Origin of the sequence: Jiangella ureilytica, assembly GCF_004348545.1 — a bacterium.
GTDB lineage: Bacteria > Actinomycetota > Actinomycetes > Jiangellales > Jiangellaceae > Jiangella > Jiangella ureilytica.
On sequence record NZ_SMKL01000059.1, the window covers coordinates 1 to 19,164 of the forward strand.

Here is a 19,164-nt window from a genome sequence, read left to right on the forward strand (position 1 = left end):
TGTATAAGAGACAGGCGCTGGGGGGCGTCCGCCCGCGCAGTGGCCTCATGCCGTCACCAGCGGGTCGAACCGCTCCGGCCGGAAGGGCGCGACGTCGAGCTCGGGCTGATCGCCCCCGATGAGCTGCGCGATCAGCCGTCCGGTGGCGGCGGCCAGGCCGATGCCGGCGCCCTCGTGCCCGCACGCGTGGTACAGGCCGGGCGCCCGGGGGTCGGGACCGATGACCGGCAGGTGGTCGGGGCAGTACGGGCGGAAGCCGCGGTAGGCGCGGATGACCTGCACGCCGGCCAGCACGGGAAACAGCGCCACCGCCTGCGCGGCCAGCGCCCGCAGCACCTCGACCGACAGGGTGCGGTCGTAGCCGACCCGCTCGCGGCTGGCGCCGATGAGGATGGTGCCGGACTCCGTGCCCTCGACCACCGGCGAGGTCTGCAGGGCGGCGTCGCTGCTGGCGACGTCGGAGACGTACTCGGCGGCGTAGACCTTGTGCCGGACGATGCGCGGCAGCGGCTCGGTGACCAGGATGAAGCCGCGGCGGGGGAGGACCGGCACGTCGACCCCGGCCAGCGCGGCGACCTCGCCGCCCCACGTGCCGGCGGCGTTGACGACGACCCCCGCAGGCAGGTCGCCGGCCGAGGTGCGCACGCCCGTCACCCGGTCGCCGTGGCGCAGGAACCCGGTGACCTCGAGGCCGGTGCGGACCCGCGCGCCCTTGGCCCGCGCGGACCGGAGCAGCCGCGCGGCCGCGAGCATCGGCTGGACCTGCGCGTCCTCGGGGTAGAGGACGCCGCCGGCCAGCGACGGTGTCAGGTGCGGCTCGTGCTCGGCCAGCTCGGCGGCCGGGACGACGACGGTCGCGACCCCGGCCGCGCTCTGCTCCGCCGCCAACGCTCTGAGGGCGGCGAACCCGGCCGGCGTCGACGCCACGACCAGGCCGCCCTTGGGGTCGTACTCGAAACCGCCGACCTCGTGGCCGAGCTCGCGCCAGAGGCCCGACGAGAAGCGGGCGAGGTCGAGCTCGGCGCCCGGCGGCTTGTCCGAGACCAGGATGTTGCCCTCGCCGGCCCCGGTGGTGCCGCCGGCCACGGCGCCGCGGTCGACGACGGTGACGGACAGCCCCGCCTGCGTGGCGTACCACGCGGTGGCGGCGCCGACGACGCCGGCGCCGACCACGACGACGTCGGCGGCGTCAGTGGGCACCTGGCGGTCCCCCGGGGGTGAGCCCGCCCGCGACGTGCGCCTCAGTAGCGTCGGCAGCGGCCTCGGTTCCGCTCGTGGTCTCGCCGGCCGGCACCAGTTCGACGTCCTCGGGCCGCACGTCGTGCGGCGTGATCTTCCCGGCCAGGATGTCCTCGGCGTAGTGGCAGGCCACCTTGTGCCCGGGTGCCACCAGCGGCAGCTCGCGCAGCGCCGGCCGGTCGGTGTCGCACTTCGTGGCCTGCTTCCACGGGCACCGGGTGTGGAACCGGCAGCCGCTGGGTGGGTTCGCCGGCGACGGCAGGTCGCCCTGCAGCAGGATGCGGCTGCGCGACTCCTCGACGTTGGGGTCCGGCACCGGCACGGCGCTCATGAGCGCCTTGGTGTACGGGTGCAGCGGCTGCTTGTAGAGGTCGGCGGCCGGCGCCTGCTCGACGATGCCGCCGAGGTACATGACGGCGACCGTCTTGCTGATGTGCCGCACGACGGCGAGGTCGTGCGCGATGACGACGTAGGTGAGCGAGAACCGCTCCTGCAGCTCCTTGAGCAGGTTGATGACCTGGGCCTGGATGGAGACGTCGAGGGCGGACACCGGCTCGTCGGCGATGATCAGAGCCGGGTTCAGCACCAGCGCCCGGGCGATGCCGAGACGCTGCCGCTGCCCGCCGGAGAACTCGTGCGGGTACCGGTGGACCACCGACTCCGGCAGCCCGACGACGTCGAGCAGCTCGCGGATGCGCTTGGCGTGACCGGCCGAGCCGCCCGGGATCTTGTGGGCCCGCAGCGGCTCGGTGAGCAGCGACTCCACGCTCTGCCGCGGGTCGAGGCTGGCCATCGGGTCCTGGAAGACCATCTGGAACTGACGGCGCACGGCGCGCATCTTCCGCTCGCCGAGCGCCAGGATGTCCTGGCCGTCGAGCGTGACCGACCCGCTGGTCGGCTCGGTCAGCCGCATGATGGCCCGGCCGAGCGTCGACTTGCCGCAGCCGGACTCGCCGACCAGCCCGAACGTCGTGCCGGCCTCGACGTCGAGGTCGACGCCGTCGACGGCCTTGACGGCGCCGACGGTGCGCTGCAACAGCGTCCCGGCCTTGATGGGGAAGTGGACCTTGAGGTCGCGGACTTCGAGCAGGCTCACCGGGCCACGTTCCCTTCGTGCACGATCACGTCCTCGCCGACCGGCCGGACACAGCGGACGGGGTGCGGCACGATCGGCGTGCCGAGCTCGGCCACCGGTGGGGGCCCGGCCAGGCACTCGTCGACCGCCCGCTCGCAGCGGGGCTGGAAGGCACATCCACGGTCCCACGGCACGGTGTCGCGCGCGGAGCCGGGGATGGTGTGCAGCAGGTCGGCCGGGTCGGCGTCGATGCGCGGGATCGACTGCAGCAGGCCGTCGGTGTACGGGTGCGACGGTCGCCCGAACAGCTCCTTCGTGCCGGCCGACTCGACGATGCGCCCCGAGTACATGACGTGGACGGTGTCGCAGAGCCCGGCGACGACGCCGAGGTCGTGCGTGATCATGATCATGCCGCAGCCGCTCTCGGCCACGAGGTTGCGCAGCAGGTCGAGGATCTGCGCCTGGATGGTGACGTCGAGCGCCGTCGTCGGTTCGTCGGCGATGAGCAGCTTGGGCCGGCAGGCGATCGCGATGGCGATCATGACGCGCTGGCGCATGCCGCCGGAGAGCTGGTGCGGGTACTCGCCGAGCCGGCGGACCGGGTCGGGGATGCCGACCCGGCGCAGCAGCTGCTCGGCCTCGGCCTTGGCCTCGCCCCTGCGCAGCCCGGCGTGCCGGGTGAGCACCTCGGTGAGCTGCCGCCCGACGGTGACCACCGGGTTCAGCGACGTCATGGGGTCCTGGAAGATCATGGCGACGTCGCGGCCGCGGACGTCGCGCAGCGCGCGCTGGTCCATGGACGTCAGTTCGTTGCCGTCGAGCGTGACGGTGCCGCCGAGGTGCGCGCCGCGGGCCGGCAGCAGGCCCATGACGGCCAGCGACGTGACCGACTTGCCGGACCCGGACTCGCCGACGATGCCGACGGACTGACCCGCCGCGACGTCGAACGTGACGCCGTCGACGGCGCGCACCGGCTGCTGGCCGGAGCGGGTGAACGTGACCGAGAGGTCGCGCACTTCGAGCAGGCTCATGGGGTCACCGCCGGAACTTCGGGTCGAGGGCCTCGCGCAGCGACTCGCCCACCAGGGTGAAGCCGAGCGCGGCGAGGACGATGGCCAGGCCGGGGTAGACCGCCAGCATGGGCGCCGACGTCAGGGTCTCCTGGGCGTCGGTGAGCATGCGGCCCCACTCCGGCGCCGAGGGGTCGCTGCCGGACAGGCCGAGGAAGGCCAGGCCGGCGGCCTCGACGATGGCCAGTGCCAGCGTCAGGGTGCCCTGGACCAGGACCGGGGTGAACGAGTTCGGCAGCACGTGCCGGAACACGATGGCCGAGCGGGAGATGCCCAGCGAGCGGGCCGCCAGCACGTAGTCGGCGCCGCGCTGCCCGAGCATCTCGCCGCGCAGCAGCCGGGCGAAGATCGGCACGTTCACGACCGCGATGGCGATCATGACCGAGGTGAGGCTCTGGCCGAGCATGGCGGCGACGGCGATGGCGAACAGCAGGCCGGGGACCGACAGCATGATGTCGACGAACCGCATGACGACGGTGTCGACCCAGCCGCCGAACGCGCCGGCCAGCACGCCCAGTGCGATGCCGGCCGTGGCGCCGAGCGCCAGCGAGACGACGCCGATGAGCAGCGACTGGCGGGCGCCGTAGATGATGCGCGAGAACACGTCGCGGCCGAGCGGGTCGATGCCCAGCCAGTGCTCGGCCGACGGGCCGGGGTACTGGCCCGGGCGGACCTGGTCGAGCCAGGAGTTGTCCGTGGGCGAATACGGCGCGATCAGCGGCGCGAAGATGGCGACCAGCACGAAGAGGCTGATCAGGACCATGCCGACGATGGCCATGGGGTTACGGAACAGCCGGCGGACGGCCTCGCGGCCCAGGCTGCGCGGCGGCCGGGACGAGACGGACTCCGTCGCGGCCGGCGCCGGGCCGCCGGGTTCCCCGGCGACCACCTCGTTGACGCTCATGAGACCCTCACCCGCGGATCGAGCAACCCGTAGACCAGGTCGACGATCATGTTGATGACGACGTACACGACGGCGATGACCAGGATGAACCCCTGAATGGTCGGGAAGTCGCGCTGCACGATGCCGTCGGCCATGAACTTGCCGACACCGGCGAACGCGAACACGGTCTCGGTGAGCACCGCGCCGGCCAGCAGGACGCCGAGCTGCAGGCCGATGACCGTCGTCACCGGCAGCATGGCGTTCTTCAGGACGTGCCGCCAGGTGATGGTGCCCGGCAGCAGGCCCTTGGCCTCGGCGGTGCGCACGTAGTCCTCGTTGACGACGTTGAGGACCGACGCCCGGGTGATGCGCACGATCACGGCGAGCGGGATGGACGACAGCGCCAGCGCCGGCAGGATCAGATGCTGGATGGCGTCCCAGCTGGCGTCCAGGTTGCCGGTGATGATCCCGTCGAGCACGTAGAAGCCGGTGGGATGGTCGGCCCGGGCCCGCGGGTCGGACCGGCCGGCCGTGGGCAGCCAGCCGAGCTCGACCGCGAAGACGTACTTGAGGATGTAGGCGAGGAAGAAGATCGGGATCGTCACGCCGAGCAGCGATCCCGTCACCGCGAGGCTGTCGATCCAGGTGCCGTAGCGCCGGGCTGCCAGGTACCCGAGCGGTATCCCCACGCAGACGGCGATCAGCAACGCCGCGAGGGCCAGCTCGATGGTGGCCGGGAAGCGGCGCAGCATCTCTTCGATGACCGGTTGCCCGGTCTGCAGCGACGCGCCGAAGTCGAGCCTGACCGCCCGCCCCAGGAACTGCAGGTACTGCTCCCAGAGCGGGCGGTCCAGGCCGAGCTGCGATTCGATCGCCGCGACGGCTTCCGGCGTGGCGCGTTCACCCAGCAGGGCGTAGGCGGGGCCGCCGGGAAGTGCCCGGACCCAGGCGAACAGCAGGACCGACAGGCCCAGCAGGATCGGGACGAGCAGCGCGAGCCGCCGGACGATGAATCGCAGCACGGGTGGATCAGCCCTCGATGTCGATCAGGTCGAAGTCCTCGAGGCTCACCGGCGACGGCGTGTAGCCCGTGACGCGACCGGCCACCGCGAGCAGCGGCTGGTTGTGCACGAACGGAACGCCCGGGATGTAGTCGTAGATCGCCTGGTTGGCCTCCTGGTAGAGGGCCTCGCGGGCCGCCTGGTCGGTCTCGGCCAGCGCCTCGTTCAACAGCCCCTGGATGGTCGGGTCCGAGAAGCCGAACTCCGGCCGGTCCTGGCGGAAGAACGTGCCGACGAAGTTGTCCGGGTCGGCGTAGTCGCCGGTCCAGCCGAGCAGGAACAGCTGGCCCAGGCCGTCGCCCTGGATGTTCTGCAGGTAGTCCGGGGTCCACGGCACCGTCTTGGGGACGATGGTGAAGCCCACGGCCTGCAGGTCGGCGGCGAAGGACTCGTACACGGCCTGCGGGTCCGGCATGTACGGCCGGGACACGTCGGCGGGATACCAGAACTCGAGCGTCAGGTTCGTCTCGCCGGAGTCGGCGATCAGCTGCTTGGCCAGCTCGGGGTCGTACTCGTAGCCTTCGATGCCGTCGTTGTAGCCCCACTGCTCCGGCGGAAGGAACTGGTTGGCCACGACGGCACCCTCGGGGTACGCGGCGTCGAGCAGGCCCTGCCGGTTCAGCGCGTGCGCGATGGCCTGGCGGATCTTCTCGTTCTGGAAGATCGGCAGCTTGTTGTTGAAGCCGACGTAGCCGACGTTGAACGCCGGGCGCTCGACGACCTGGTCGCCGTTGCTCTCGATGGCGCCGATGTCGGCGGCGTTGACACCCTCGTAGGCGTCGATCTCACCGGCCTGCAGCGCCTGGAGGCGTGCGGTGGCGTCGGGGATCGGCCGGAAGATGATCTCGTCGAGCGCCGGAGCGTCGCCCCAGTAGTCGTCGTTGCGCTCGAGGGTCAGGCTCTCGCCGCGCTCCCAGCTGACGAACTTGAACGGGCCGGTGCCGGCGACGACCTCGCTGCCGAAGCCACCGGTGTAGGAGAGCGAGTCGCCCGCCTGCTCGATGTCGGTGCCGCCCTCTTCGATGGCCGTCGGGCTGGCGATCGAGAACGGCGGCAGCACCAGGCCGGCCAGCAGCGCCGACGACGGCTCGGTGAGGTTCAGCGTGGCGGTGAACTCGTCGGTCGCCTCGCAGGAGCCGTACCGGCTGGTGGCCGGCGAGGACTCGAGGTCGGCCGTGGCGAAGCCGCCGAACACCGTCTGCCAGTAGTAGCTGACGTCGCCGCTCTGCTGCGGGCCGGTGAAGTTGTACCAGCGGTCGAAGTTGAAGCAGACCGCCTCGGCGTTGAAGGGCTCGCCGTCATGGAACGTGACGCCCTCACGCAGGTGGAACGTGTAGGTGAGGCCGTCGTCGCTGATCTCCCACTCCTCGGCGAGGCCCGGGACGACCTCGGTGGTGCCGGGCTCGAGGGCGACGAGCGTCTCGTAGACCTGGTAGATGACCCGCAGCGACTCGCCGTCGGACACGTAGGCCGCGTCGAGGGTCTTCGGGTCCTCGGACGAGCCGAAGATGAAGGTCTTCGGGTCGCCGCTGTCGTTGCCGGTGCCGGAATCACCCGAGTCGCCAGCGTCGTCGCCGCCACAGGCTGCAACGAGCAGTCCTGCGGCGGCGGTGAGGGCGACGAGTCGCCCTGCCTTGCGGTGCACACGCATTGGTCCTCCTTGGTTCGACATGCGACAGAGCCGAGGGGGCGGCCGGCTCGCGGATCTGGCGTCGGGACGTTCAGTACGCCTGTGGCACCCTTGGGCAGGCGACCGGCACGCGCGTCCCGCGGCACCACAGAGCACAGATCTACCATCCTGGCGCGCCCAGTGCGATGTGCTATTGCACTACTGTGTCCTAATCGTAACGCGGTCTAATCCCCCCTTTTGTCCGGATTAGCGGACGGGTTCGACCCCCGCCCGCGCACGGGGTCCCAGTGGTGGACGCTTGTTCCACGTGACCGGTGACAGTACAATATTACTCTCGTTCCGCCCGAACCGGCACAGACTCACCGCACCCCGGCGACGCCGTCCGGCGCCGCCGTCCCGCACCTCGAGGAGGATCTGTGTCTTCGCGACGCATTCCCCGGGTGCGGGCGCTGCTGATCGCCGTGGCCGCGTCCGCGCTGCTCTTCCCGCAGCTCGCCGGTGCCCAGGGGTCCGGACCCGCCGACCCCGCAGGTGCGCCGCCCATCGTTCCGATCGACCCGCAGGACTGGGACGACCAGTACGACCTCACCTGGGACGACTTCGTCCCGGTGCCGGGAGTCGACTGGACCGACCCCGACCGCGAGCCCACGGTCGACACCTGGCGGGCGGCGCTGGTCCTGGTCGACTACCCGAACATGGACTTCCAGATCAGCCAACCCGAGGGCTCGACCGTCTTCGGCACCCCGATCGGCGTCGGCGACGTCCCGCGCGATGACGTCCCGGAGTTCTACGCCGACCTGCTGAACACGCCGAGCGACCTCAATCACCGGCAGACCCTGAACTCGTACTGGATGGAGGACTCCTACGGCCAGTACGGCGTCGAGGTCGACTCCTTCGGGCCGTTCCGGATGCCTCGCAACCACTTCGAGTACGGCAACTCGCCCTACGGCAACACCGCCAGCTGTCCGCCGTCGTTCACCTGCAACGGCAACTACGGCCGTGACGCCCGGGCGCTCTACGAGGCGAACGTGCCGCCCGAGGTTCGCGCCCAGTACGACCTGATCTTCTTCATGGGCGCCGGCCTCGACGAGTCGACCGCCTGGCAGGTGTTCGGCGAGATGATGTTCGACTCGCCCGAGGACGTGCCCGACGAGTTCGGCCCGCCGGCCGAGTTCGACCCGGACGACGTCATGACGAACTGGATGCCCACCCGCTACATCCCGTGGACCTCGTGGGCGGCCGGCTCGTTCACCTGGGCCAGCGCCGGCAACGGCTCGGGCAACATGTCGGAGTCGTCCGGCACCGCCGGGTTCGCGCACGAGTTCACCCACATCCTGGGCCTCGGCGACAACTACAACGGCGCCTTCGCGGTGCCGGCGCAGCGCACCTTCACCGGCCAGTGGGACATGATGAGCCAGGGCTCCTGGAACGGGCCCACCGGCATGCACACCCGCTGGAAGGTCCCGGCCGACGGCGGCTCCACCGTCGGGCCGCACCACAGCATCCGCAACAAGCTCGAGCTCGAGCTCATCGACACCGACGACATCGTCGACCTCAGCCGTACCGGGCTGGCGTCGTCGGGCCTGGTCGTGGCGAAGGTGCGGGCCCGGGCCGCGGGGCCGCGCGGCGACGAGCTGCTGGGCGTGCGCGTCACCTTCGACGGCGCCGCCCCGCTGGACCGGACGCCGTCGTGCCACCCGTCGACGGGCGGCCCGGAGTGCATGGGCCAGGCGAACTACCGCAACTTCACCCTCGAGGTGGTCCAGCAGCTCGGCGTCGACTCCTACACCCCGGGCAACGGCGTGCTGATCTACAAGAACAAGAGCACCGGCAGCAACTGCGGCACCGCGTCGTGCTTCTCGTGGCTGATCGACTCCAACCCCGAGGACATCGGGATGGTCGACTTCTACCAGCCCGACGGCACCCCGCGCATGGTCGTCACGGGCGACCCGCGCCAGGTCAACGACGCCACGTTCAACGCCGGCACGCACTCGGGGACCGACTTCGAGTGGGTCGACGCGGACAACCGGCTGCACTTCTATGTCATCGACGTCGAGTACGACGACGACGGCGTGCGCACGTACACCGTCGCCGTCCGCTCGCTCGACGGTGACGGTCCGCACCGGCGTGGCGTCGCGCTCGAACCGGGGTCGGCCGCCCGGCACACCCCGGGCAAAGCGGCTACCTGCACGTTCCCGCTGGAGAACACCGGTGCGGCGGCCCCCGTCGACTCGGCGGCGCACCCGAGCGACGTCACCGAGCGGGTAGCGGCCGACGTCTACCGGCTGTCGATCAGCTCGCCCGGCGCCGGCTGGGACGCCGAGCTGTACAACGAGCTGGCCACGAGCCGGTTCGGCGACACCGTCGAGGTGCCGGTGTACGTCACCCGCACCCCGGGGGCGGCCCGGGAGACCACCGTCACCCTGACCGCCACCTCCGAGAGCGACCCGTCGAAGACGGCGACGGCCACCTGCGTGGTCGACGTCCAGTCCACGACGATCCAGCGCTGATCCAAGCCCCGTGCGCGTCCTGGGGCGCGTACGGGGCGCCACGCATCGGCCGGACGCATCATCCGCAGCGCGCCCGGTTCGCGTGGCGCGTGGTCACTGCCCGAAAGCTGTGGGAGTGACGAGTTGTGTGCAATGTCGTATTTTATTCACCACCGAGCTACTGCTCGGACCCGAGCGGTACGTGAGGAGAGCGCATGCGTATGAGTCTCAACGGGACGAGCGTCGCGAGGCGGTGGCGGCTGGGACTGGCCGCGGCCGCGGTCACGACGCTCGTCGTCGGCGTGGCGGGTGCCGGTCAGGCGGCGCCGCCGGACTTCGAGGTCCAGCCGATCGACCCGCAGAACTGGAAGAACCAGTACGACATGACCTGGGACGACTGGACCGACATCCCGGGCACCGAGTGGAACGACCCCGACGCCGTGCCGAGCGTGCGTGGCCTGCGGATCGCGCTGGTGGCGGTCGACTTCCCGGACCAGCCGTTCGTCATGACCCAGGAGAAGCAGAGCGACCTGTTCGGCAACCCGCAGATCGACCCGATCTCGCGCGACGAGGTGCCGCAGTTCTACCACGACTTCTACATGGTCCCGAACGAGTACAACCACGGCCGCACCATCCAGGAGTACTGGATGGAGCAGAGCCGCGGCCGGCTCGGCGTCAGTGAGATGGACGTCTTCGGCGCCTACCAAGTGCCGCGCAACCTGTTCGAGTACGGCCTGAACGAGTGGGGCCAGACCTCCGCCTGTCCCGAGGGCTTCACCTGCAACGGGAACCTCGACCGCGACGTCGACACCGTCTGGAAGGCCGACCTGGCCGCCAAGGGCATCCCGTGCCCCGACAACCGGTGCGGCTATGACGTCATCCTGCGGGTCTACGCCGGCTACGACGAGACCAGCATCTGGCAGGAGTACGGCGAGATGATGTTCAACACCAAGGAGGACATCCCCGACGAGTGGGGGCCGCCCGCCTCGGTCGACCCGGACAACTCGATGCCGAACTGGGCGCCCACGCGTTACGTCGAGTGGACCTCGTGGCGGGCCGCGGCCCAGCAGTGGGGCCTCTCGTCGATCCGCCAGGCGGAGAGCTCGGGCACCATCACGCACGAGATGGGGCACTTCTTCTTCAGCATCGGCGACAACAACAACAACCCGTTCACCAACCGGCAGAACCCGCCGCAGCCGTTCCACCGGGTCGGCTCGGCCCCCTGGGACATGATGGACCGCGGCTCGTTCAACGGACCCGGCGGTCACCACATGCGCTGGGTCGTGCCGCCGAACATGGGCGGCTGGTCGCCGTCGGGCCTCATGGTCCGCAACAAGGAACACGCCCAGATCCTGCCGGCCGAGAACGTGCTGGACGTCAGCCGCGACGCGCTGGCCTCCACCGGTCTCGTCGTCGACGAGGTGACGGCGCGCGCCGTCGACCCGGGTGCCGAGGGCACCTCGGGCATCAAGGTCCGGCTCGACGGCCCGGGCCCGGTTCCGGACCGCACGCCGTTCTGCGACGCCAACGCCGACCCGTTCTGCCACACCGATCCTGTGGACGTCGACCCCAGCCCGACCGTGGTGAACAACCAGACCGGGTGGGACACCTACACCCTCGAGGTCGTCGACCGCATGGGCTTCGACTCGTTCAACCCCGACAGCGGCGTCATCATCGCCAAGAACAAGACCAACGAGCGGCCGGCCCGCGACACCTGCGGGTACAACTGCTTCAACTGGGTCATCGACGCCAACCCGCAGGACATCGGGCTGGTCGACTTCTACAAGCCGGACGGCACCCCCGTCGTGGCGACCATCGCCGACCACCGCCAGCTCAACGACGCCGCGTTCAAGGCCGGGCTGAACTCCGGTTCGGAGTACGAGTACGTCGACGAGCACAACCGCCTGCACTTCTACGTCATCGACGTGGAACGCGACGACGAGGGCGTGCTGTCGTACACCCTCGCGGTGCGCTCGCTCGACGGCGACGGCGCGCAGGAGCGCGGGGTCGAGCTGGGCGAGGCCGACGTCGATGGCATCCGCGCCAGCCAGGCCGCGCAGTGCACCTTCCCGCTGACCAATACGGGCGAGGAGGCGACGAACACCGCCGGCCACGTCAGCGACGCCGGCGACGAGCTGAACAACGACGTCTACCGGCTCTCGGTCGACTCCAGCGGCAAGGGCTGGACGGCCGAGCTCGACAACGCCCTCACCACCGCTCGCGCCGGTGAGACGGTCGAGGTCCCGGTGTACGTCACGCGCGAGCCGACCGCGGCTCGGAACACCACGGTCACCCTCACCGCGACGTCGGAGAGCGACCCGTCGGCCACGCAGCAGGTCACCTGCACCGTGGCCGTGAAGGACACCAACCCCCGGCGGTGATCGCCGGTCAGTCCTGACCACGACGGCCGGCCCGGGCCCGTCCACCGCGACGGGCCCGGGCCGCCCGCAGGGGCTTGCAGCCGGCCGCAGGGTCCGACGCCAGTCCCGAATGAAGGAGAGCGCGCATGAGACTCATGAACGGACCTCGCCTCACACTTCGCGCCGCCGGCTTCGCGTTCGCTGCCTCAGCCCTGGTCCTCGGGCTGTCGGCGGGCGCGGTGCAGGCCGATCCGCCGGACTTCGTCGTCGAGCCGATCGACCCGCAGAACTGGAAGAACCAGTACGACATGACCTGGGACGACTGGACCGACATCCCGGGCACCGAGTGGAACGACCCGGACGTCAAGCCGAGCGAGCGGGGCCTGCGCATCGCGCTCGTCGCGGTCGACTTCAAGGACGTCCCGTTCGTCATCACCCAGCCGAAGGGCTCCGACCCGTTCGGCAACCCGCAGATCGACCCGATCGCGCACGAGGACGTCCCGGAGTTCTACCGCGACTACTACATGGAGCCGAACGAGTACAACCACGGCCGCACCATCCACGAGTACTGGATGGAGCAGAGCCGTGGCCGTCTCGGCGTGAACGAGATGGACACCTTCGGCCCGTACACCCTGCCGCGCAACCAGTTCGAGTACGGCCTCAACGAGAGCTGGATCCGCAACGCGCCGGGCGAGCACTGTCCGGAGGGCTACACCTGCAACGGCAACGTCGAGGGCGACGCCGACACCCTGTGGCGTGCCGACCTCGCCGCGCAGGGTACGCCCTGTGTGGGCAGCCGGTGCGGCTACGACGTCGTGCTGCGCGTCTACGCCGGCTACGACCAGACCTCGGTCTGGCAGGAGTTCGGCGAGATGATGTTCCAGACCAAGGAGGACGTGCCCGAGGAGTGGGGCCCGCCGGCCTGGCTCGACCCGGACAACTCGATGCCGAACTGGGCGCCCACCCGCTACGTCGAGTGGACCTCGTGGCTCGCGTCGTCGCAGCGCTGGGGCAGCGCCTCCATCCGCCAGGCGGAGAGCTCGGGCACCATCACGCACGAGATGGGGCACTTCTTCTTCAGCATCGGCGACAACAACAACAACCCGTTCTCGGACCGGCAGAACCCGCCGTCGCCGTTCCACCGGGTGGGATCGGCGCCGTGGGACATGATGGACCGCGGCTCGTTCAACGGCCCAGGTGGTCACCACATGCGCTGGGTGGTTCCGCCGAACATGGGCGGCTGGGCGCCGGCCGGCCTGATGCTGCGCAACAGGATGCTCGCCGGCATCGCCGACGACCTGGTGGAGCTCAGCCGCGAGAACCTGGCCACCACGGGTGTCTTCGTCGACGACGTGACGGCGCGCGCCGCCGACGCCGGCGAGGGCGGCACGTCGGGCGTCCGGATCCGGCTCGACGGTGCGGGCATCCCGGACCGAACCCCGGACTGTGACGCCAACACCGACCCGTTCTGCCACACCGATCGCCTCGCCAACGGCACTACCGGCTGGGACGACTACACCGTCGAGGTCATCGACCGCATGGGCTTCGACTCGTTCACACCCGACAGCGGCGTGATGATCGCGAAGAACAAGCCCCGCGGCTCGAACACCTGCGGCTACAGCTGCTTCAACTGGACCATCGACGCCAACCCGCAGGACATCGGGATGGTCGACTTCTACCGGCCGGACGGCACCCCGGTCATGGCGTCGATCGCCGATCACCGCCAGCTCAACGACGCCCTCTTCCACGCCGGCACCAATTCCGGCTCGGAGTACGAATACGTCGATGAGCACAACCGGCTGCACTTCTACGTCATCGACGTGGAGCGCGACGACGAGGGCGTGCTGTCGTACACCCTCGCGGTGCGCTCGCTCGACGGTGACGGCGACCAGGAGCGTGGCGTCGAGCTGGGCGAGGCCGACATCGAGGGCATCCGGACCAGCCAGGCGGCTCAGTGCACCTTCCCGCTGACCAACAGTGGCGAAGCTGCGTCGACGACGACCGGTCACCCGACCGACGTCGCCGACTCGCTGGACAACGACGTCTACCGGCTGTCGGTCGAGTCCAGCGGCCAGGGCTGGACGGCGCAGCTGGACAACGCGCTCACGACGGCGCGGGCCGGCGACACCGTCGAGGTGCCGGTCTACGTCACGCGCGAGACGCCGGCGGCGCGCGAGACCACGGTCACGCTCACCGCGACGTCCGAGAGCGACCCGACGGCCACCCAGTCCGTCGCCTGTACGGTTGCGGTCAAGGACACCAACCCGCGCCGTTGATCACCAGTGGGTCCCGGGGAAGGAACTGATCCCGTGCGACTTGCGCGAAGGCCGACCGCGAGGTCTCAGACGACGGCGGGTCCCGCAAGGGATGGGGAAGCACTGCGTGGCCGAGCGGCGCTCGCCCTCGCCGTCGGCGTCATGGTGCCGGCGGTGCTCGCCGGATGCTCCGGATCGGACGCCGACGACACCAGCGCGTCCGGCTCGGACGAGGCCGGTGTCATCAGGGTGCTCATCCCGGACGGCAACCTGCGCCGGCTCGGTGAGCCGTGCAACGGGGCGGGCGCATTCCGCTCCGTCCATGCCGAGGCGAGCTTCACCGTCCAGGACGGCGACGGCGTCGAGGTGGCGCGCGGCGAGCTGCCCAGCGGCACCGCCGAGAAGATGATGGACGTCAGCTTCCGCGAGGGCATGCGGCAGCCGACGATGTGCGTCATGGACGTCGACGTCGAGGGTTTGACCTCCGCCGATGGCCAGACGTTCGTGGTGGGCGACGGCTTCGAGGTGACCATCGAGCCGAGCGATGACGCAGGACTGATCGGAGAGGTGTTGATCTCGTGAGGCGCGTGCTGGTTGCGGTCGTGGCGGTGCTCGGCCTGGTGGCCCTGGCCGGGTGCTCGGAGTCCGACGACCCCGCGGCCGTGTCGTTCGAGCTGCCCGGCGAGGTCCCGAGCGACGTGACGTTCATCGAGGCACCGGCCGACTCGCCCGCGGCGCCGCCGTTCGAGCTCGAGCTGCTCGACGGCAGCACCCTCGACCTCGCCGAGCAGTGGGAGGAGCGGCCGGTCGTCCTCGTCTTCTTCGAGTCGTTCTGCGAGCTGTGCTCGCAGCAGCAGGCCGAGATCACCGAGCTCAGCAAGGAGTACCAGGACGCGATCCTGTTCGTCGGCGTCGGCAGCACCAGCAGTCCCGAGGACGCGGCGACCTACGTGCGCGAGCACGACATCACCTACCCGGTCGGGCTCGACCCCGACGGCGAGGTCTTCCGGCGCTACGGCGTCGACGAGCCGCCACTGGTGGCGCTGGTCGCCCATGGCGGTCACCTGGTCCGCGGCTGGCCGGGCGGCGTCGAGGACCTCGGCACCCAGCTGACCGAGTTCGCCGTCGAACCGGCGGAATGACCGTCTGAGAGCCGAATGGCGGCATCAGTCCGATTGCTCGGATTCACTTAAGTAGCATGTGATATGTTACTGTTTCTTCACCCGTGAGCCACTCCCAGCACGGCAGCGGAGGCGACCATGGAACTCTCGATGCAGCAGATCCTGGAGAGCCTGGCGCAGCGAGTGGGCCGACCCGCCGTTCTCGAGGACCGCTTCATGCGGCTCATCGCGTTCAGCTCGCACGACGGGCCCATCGACGAAGTGCGCGAGGACTCGATCCTGCGCCGGCACGCATCCGCCGAGGTGCGCGGCTGGCTGAAGCGGTTCGCGCTGCCGAACCTGCGCCGGCCGCTGCGGCTGCCCGCCAATCCCGACCTGCACATGCTGGCTCGCCTCTGCGTGCCCGTGGTGCACCGCGGCAAGCTGCTCGGCCACCTGTGGTTCGTCGACCCCGACGGCAGCATGACCGACGCCGACCTCGACGCCTGTATGCAGGGCGCGGCCGAGCTGGGTGAGTGGCTGCACCGCGAGAGCGTGGCGAGCCTGTTCTCGTCCGCACGCCTCGCCGACACCATGCACATGCTCCTGAGCAGTTCGCCGATGAGCGGCCAGGCGGCCGGCAGCCTCATCGAGGCCGGGTACATGCCCGCCCACGACGGTGTCGTCGCCGTGGTGCTGCAGGGGGTGCCGCGCCGCTCCGGCGCCGTCGACATCGAGGACGCGCTCGCCCAGGGCGTCGCCGACTTCCGCCGCATGGTCCGCCGCGGCCAGGCGCTCGACCTCATCAACCGCGACCACGCCGTGCTGCTGCTCTCGTGTGCCGGCGAGCACGACATGTACGTCGACGAGCGGATCGAGGCGCTGGTCGACCTCACCCGCACGGCGTTGCTGTCGACGGGGACCGACGCGGGGCTGGTCGTCGGCGTCGGCAGCCGCCGCGACGCGCTCGACGACTCCTACGCCTCGTTCCGCGAGGCCCGCATGTCCGCCGACGCCGCCCGCCTCCTCCCCGGCCTCGGCGATGTCGTCCACTGGTCGCGGCTGGGCATCCACCAGATCGTGGTCAAGCTCGCCTCACTGGGCGAGGAGGTGCCGACGGTCCATCCCGGCCTGGGCAACCTGCTCGACGACCCCGACGCGCTGCCGCTGCTCGAGACGCTCGAGACCTATCTCGACGTCGCCGGCAACGCGCAGCTCACCGCCGAGCGGCTCAACCTGCACCGGACGTCTCTGTACTACCGCCTGCAGCGGCTCGAGCAGCTGGCGCACACCAACCTCAAGAGCGGCGCCGAGCGACTCGCCCTGCACCTGTCGCTCAAGGTGGCGCGCATGACCGGCCAGTACGCCCCCCGCCAGGGCGGCGTCGACGCCCCGGTGCCGGCCGGTGCCACCGGCACCGACAACGTCACCCCCTTCCCGGCGGTCGCCTCGCGCTAGGTGGCCCGGCCGACACGTTGGTCGGCGGTCGCAAGGTGGCAGAGATGCCATGATCATCCAAGAAACAGGCCCCTATCACGGCCCGGCACTTGGATGATCATGGAGGGCTGGCGGTGCTGATGGTCGGCGTGGAAGAACCGGCCACCGGGGCCGTCGCTGCGGACGGCGGCACCCGGTGGCCGGTGGGGGTGTGGCGAGATGGTCAGTCGGTCGGCAGCTCCGCCGCCAGCGACACCAGGGCGGCGCTGACGAGGGTGCGGGCACCCGTGCCGTCGAGGTCCTCCGACATGGTGGCGAACCGCTCGACGGCGCGCTCCGCGGCGCGGCCACTGGCCCGCTCCGCGATGTCGAGCTGCGCCCGCAGACGCTGGTGCTCACCCTGGGTCACGAAGCCGTCGGCCCGGTAGTCGGCCAGCAGCTCCTGGGCGTTGTCGTAGGCGACGTCGACCGAGGCCGACTTCAGCTCGACCTCGACGGTGACGGTCGCGGTCGGGTCGGTCTCGCTGGTGGCCGTGATGGTCACCGTGGCCGTCTCGGAGGCGTCCTCGCCGGCGGTGGCGTACGCCCAGACCGGCACGGTGTCGCCGGCCGCGGCCGCCTTGATCTCGTACGGCAGGGTCACGTCCCAGCCCTCGCCCTCGACGGTCGAGGAGATCCGGTACACGTCCGAGCCGTAGATGCCCTCGCCGGCCTGTCCGGTGTTGGTCAGCGGCAGGTTCAGCAGGGCGGTCGAGTCGCCGACGGCGTACGTGGCGGCGTCGCCGAGCTCGACGTCGCGCTGGTACGTGTCGGTGGCCTCGGTGTGCCGCACCGCGACGTCGTAGAACAGCTCGCCCTCCTTGTCCCGGTGGGTGTCCAGGACGTAGAAGTGCAGCTTGTTCGGGGCGTCGAGGTACTCGTACTCGCTGCCCGACGCGGTGCCGGCGTGGAACGTCGCATCGTCGAGCTGGCGCGGGTCACCCTTGACGACGGGGACCGGCTCGCCACCGGCCTCGGTGGCGTTGCCCGGCCGGTAGAAGTCGATCCGGCCGATGTCGTTCGGCTTGGCGTCGACCAGCCACACCCGCGGCGAGCCGCCGTTGCGCGCCTGCCCGATGAGCACGCCGTGCCCGGCCACGAACGAGTCGTTGCCGACCCGCTCGACGACCTCGAGGTTGAACTGGTTCCAGGCCGTGGTGACCGGCGTGCAGAAGAACGGGTCGTTGGTGCGGGCCTGGCAGGCGCCCTGGACGAACGGCTGCGACAGCTGGATGTTGAGGCCGACCTTGTCGCCGTCGGGAACGTACTCGCGGCCCTTGATCGGCATGGTGAGGACACCCTGCCCGGCGATGGCGGCGCTGGTCACGCTGGTGAACTCGTCCGCCTTGACGACGCCGAGCCGCCCGTTGCCGGTGGTCTTGAAGTACAGCGTGTGGTGCGGGCCGAGCGCCGAGCCGCCGGCGTTCGGGACCTGCCAGCGGTTGTGCGTGCCGCCCGGACCGTTGAACGAGCCGCGGCTCATCATCTCCCAGTAGGCGGTGCCGGCCCGGCCGGTGCCCGGGTCGAACGGGTTGTTGTAGTTGTCCGGCAGGCCCCGCAGGTGGCTGAACTCGTGCGCGAACACGCTGAGGCCGGAGTTCTCCGCCTGGGTCGACGTGCCGCCGCTCGCGTTCGGCCAGTGGTTCGCGCCCGCCTGCCACGAGGTCCAGTCGACGTATCGGGTGTCGACCCAGTTCGGGATCGGGTTGCCCGCCGCGTTGAGCACCGGCCCTTGGGTGGCGCCGGGCGGGCCGAACTCCGGCGTGACGTCCGCGGGAGTGCGGAACATCATCTCGCCGAACTCCTGCCACGTGGACGTCTCGTCGTGACCGGCGGTGACGTAGAACCCGTTGTCGAAGCCGCAGAGCGACATCTGACCCTGGTTCGGCGCGGTGCCGGGCGCGCAGCCGATGTCGTTGCGCCAGAGCTCGTTCCCGACGTGACGCAGGTTCCGGTCGTTGAAGCCCAGGCGGTTCGGGTCCGGGTCGGTGATGCCGGTGCAGCGGTCACCGGCGGGGCAGGCGGAATTCGCGCCCGTGACGGGCGCATAGCCGGACAGGCCGTACTCGTGCACCTTGGCGGGCAGCTGGTACGGCCCGAACACCTCCACGGTGACGCCGATGCGGCCGTGGCTGGTCTCCATCCAGTAGCCGTGCAGCGTCTGGCCCTGGTTGAACTCGTTCGGCACCGCGTAGTAGTCGTAGTACCACTGGTTGACGTCCTCGGGTGCCACCGGCTCCCAGGGCGGCAGCGGGTTCCCGAACGGGTGCGACTCCGGCTCCTGGCTGATCAGGAACTTCTGGTCGGTGTACTCCAGCAGGATGACTGCGGTGCGGTACTGGCTCTCCGAGCCCTGGCTGGTGGTGTCCTGGTTCCACGCTTCCGGCCGCACCGGCTTGTAGTCGTCCCAGGTCATCTCGGCCTGCTCTTCCCAGACCTGCTCGTCCACCGGGACGATGGGGCCGGTGCCGGCGTCCTCGGCCACCGCGTTCTCCGCGTTGGCCGACACGACTCCCGCCGATGCCG

At 70.4% G+C, this 19,164-nt stretch carries 13 protein-coding genes; 6 read left to right on the top strand and 7 right to left on the bottom strand.

Annotated features, from left to right (window positions below):
• Positions 1-45: 45 nt before the first annotated feature.
• From E1212_RS21700 to E1212_RS21725, 6 genes are read right to left on the bottom strand one after another with little or no spacing between them, the layout of a single operon-like run.
• On the bottom strand, positions 46-1,200 hold the full coding sequence (locus E1212_RS21700; protein WP_131986325.1) for an NAD(P)/FAD-dependent oxidoreductase: 1,155 nt from the start codon (positions 1,198-1,200) through the stop codon (positions 46-48).
• Positions 1,190-2,335 carry an ABC transporter ATP-binding protein gene (locus tag E1212_RS21705; RefSeq protein ID WP_131986327.1) on the bottom strand — a complete coding sequence of 382 codons (1,146 nt, stop codon included), beginning with the start codon at positions 2,333-2,335 and terminating at the stop codon, positions 1,190-1,192. The genes E1212_RS21700 and E1212_RS21705 overlap by 11 nt, the downstream gene beginning before the upstream one ends.
• On the bottom strand, positions 2,332-3,345 hold the full coding sequence (locus E1212_RS21710) for an ABC transporter ATP-binding protein (RefSeq protein WP_131986329.1): 1,014 nt from the start codon (positions 3,343-3,345) through the stop codon (positions 2,332-2,334). Before E1212_RS21710 ends, E1212_RS21705 begins: the two co-directional genes overlap by 4 nt.
• Before the next feature lie 4 nt (positions 3,346-3,349).
• A complete protein-coding gene (locus E1212_RS21715; RefSeq protein ID WP_131986331.1) occupies positions 3,350-4,288 on the bottom strand; it encodes an ABC transporter permease in 939 nt (312 codons plus the stop codon).
• A complete protein-coding gene (locus E1212_RS21720) occupies positions 4,285-5,289 on the bottom strand; it encodes an ABC transporter permease (RefSeq protein ID WP_131986333.1) in 1,005 nt (334 codons plus the stop codon). Before E1212_RS21720 ends, E1212_RS21715 begins: the two co-directional genes overlap by 4 nt.
• A gap of 7 nt (positions 5,290-5,296) precedes the next feature.
• The gene (locus tag E1212_RS21725; RefSeq protein ID WP_203417077.1) at positions 5,297-6,979 is read right to left on the bottom strand and encodes an ABC transporter substrate-binding protein; all 1,683 of its coding nucleotides are present in this window, start codon (positions 6,977-6,979) and stop codon (positions 5,297-5,299) included.
• Between the two features lie 395 nt (positions 6,980-7,374).
• Between E1212_RS21725 and E1212_RS21730 the strand changes: the two genes are divergently transcribed.
• The 6 genes from E1212_RS21730 to E1212_RS21755 all read left to right on the top strand — a co-directional run bounded on the left by E1212_RS21730 (position 7,375) and on the right by E1212_RS21755 (position 16,620).
• Positions 7,375-9,468, top strand: coding sequence for a M6 family metalloprotease domain-containing protein (locus E1212_RS21730; RefSeq protein ID WP_131986334.1), 2,094 nt, complete (start codon positions 7,375-7,377; stop codon positions 9,466-9,468).
• Positions 9,469-9,662: 194 nt separating this feature from the next.
• Complete coding sequence (locus E1212_RS21735) at positions 9,663-11,828, top strand: metallopeptidase domain-containing protein (RefSeq protein ID WP_131986336.1); 2,166 nt, start codon at positions 9,663-9,665, stop codon at positions 11,826-11,828.
• Between the two features lie 125 nt (positions 11,829-11,953).
• On the top strand, positions 11,954-14,083 hold the full coding sequence (locus tag E1212_RS21740; protein WP_203417078.1) for a metallopeptidase domain-containing protein: 2,130 nt from the start codon (positions 11,954-11,956) through the stop codon (positions 14,081-14,083).
• Between the two features lie 141 nt (positions 14,084-14,224).
• Positions 14,225-14,644 carry a hypothetical protein gene (locus E1212_RS21745; protein ID WP_131986338.1) on the top strand — a complete coding sequence of 140 codons (420 nt, stop codon included), beginning with the start codon at positions 14,225-14,227 and terminating at the stop codon, positions 14,642-14,644.
• The gene (locus tag E1212_RS21750) at positions 14,641-15,204 is read left to right on the top strand and encodes a peroxiredoxin family protein (protein ID WP_131986340.1); all 564 of its coding nucleotides are present in this window, start codon (positions 14,641-14,643) and stop codon (positions 15,202-15,204) included. Before E1212_RS21745 ends, E1212_RS21750 begins: the two co-directional genes overlap by 4 nt.
• A 117-nt stretch (positions 15,205-15,321) precedes the next feature.
• On the top strand, positions 15,322-16,620 hold the full coding sequence (locus E1212_RS21755) for a PucR family transcriptional regulator (protein ID WP_131986341.1): 1,299 nt from the start codon (positions 15,322-15,324) through the stop codon (positions 16,618-16,620).
• A 202-nt stretch (positions 16,621-16,822) separates the two neighbouring features.
• On the opposite strand, the gene E1212_RS21760 is transcribed toward E1212_RS21755, so the two are convergent.
• Positions 16,823-19,147: an immune inhibitor A domain-containing protein gene (locus tag E1212_RS21760; RefSeq protein WP_131986343.1), complete on the bottom strand. Its 2,325-nt coding sequence runs from the start codon at positions 19,145-19,147 to the stop codon at positions 16,823-16,825.
• Positions 19,148-19,164 lie beyond the last annotated feature (17 nt).

What these genes read in the sequence shown, in the direction of transcription:
- E1212_RS21710 (WP_131986329.1), bottom strand. Translation starts at nt 3,345, where the DNA reads ATGAGCCTGCTCGAAGTGCGCGACCTCTCGGTCACGTTCACCCGCTCC.
- E1212_RS21715 (WP_131986331.1), bottom strand. Translation starts at nt 4,288, where the DNA reads ATGAGCGTCAACGAGGTGGTCGCCGGGGAACCCGGCGGCCCGGCGCCG.
- E1212_RS21725 (WP_203417077.1), bottom strand. Translation starts at nt 6,979, where the DNA reads ATGCGTGTGCACCGCAAGGCAGGGCGACTCGTCGCCCTCACCGCCGCC.
- E1212_RS21735 (WP_131986336.1), top strand. Translation starts at nt 9,663, where the DNA reads ATGCGTATGAGTCTCAACGGGACGAGCGTCGCGAGGCGGTGGCGGCTG.
- E1212_RS21740 (WP_203417078.1), top strand. Translation starts at nt 11,954, where the DNA reads ATGAGACTCATGAACGGACCTCGCCTCACACTTCGCGCCGCCGGCTTC.
- E1212_RS21745 (WP_131986338.1), top strand. Translation starts at nt 14,225, where the DNA reads ATGGTGCCGGCGGTGCTCGCCGGATGCTCCGGATCGGACGCCGACGAC.
- E1212_RS21755 (WP_131986341.1), top strand. Translation starts at nt 15,322, where the DNA reads ATGGAACTCTCGATGCAGCAGATCCTGGAGAGCCTGGCGCAGCGAGTG.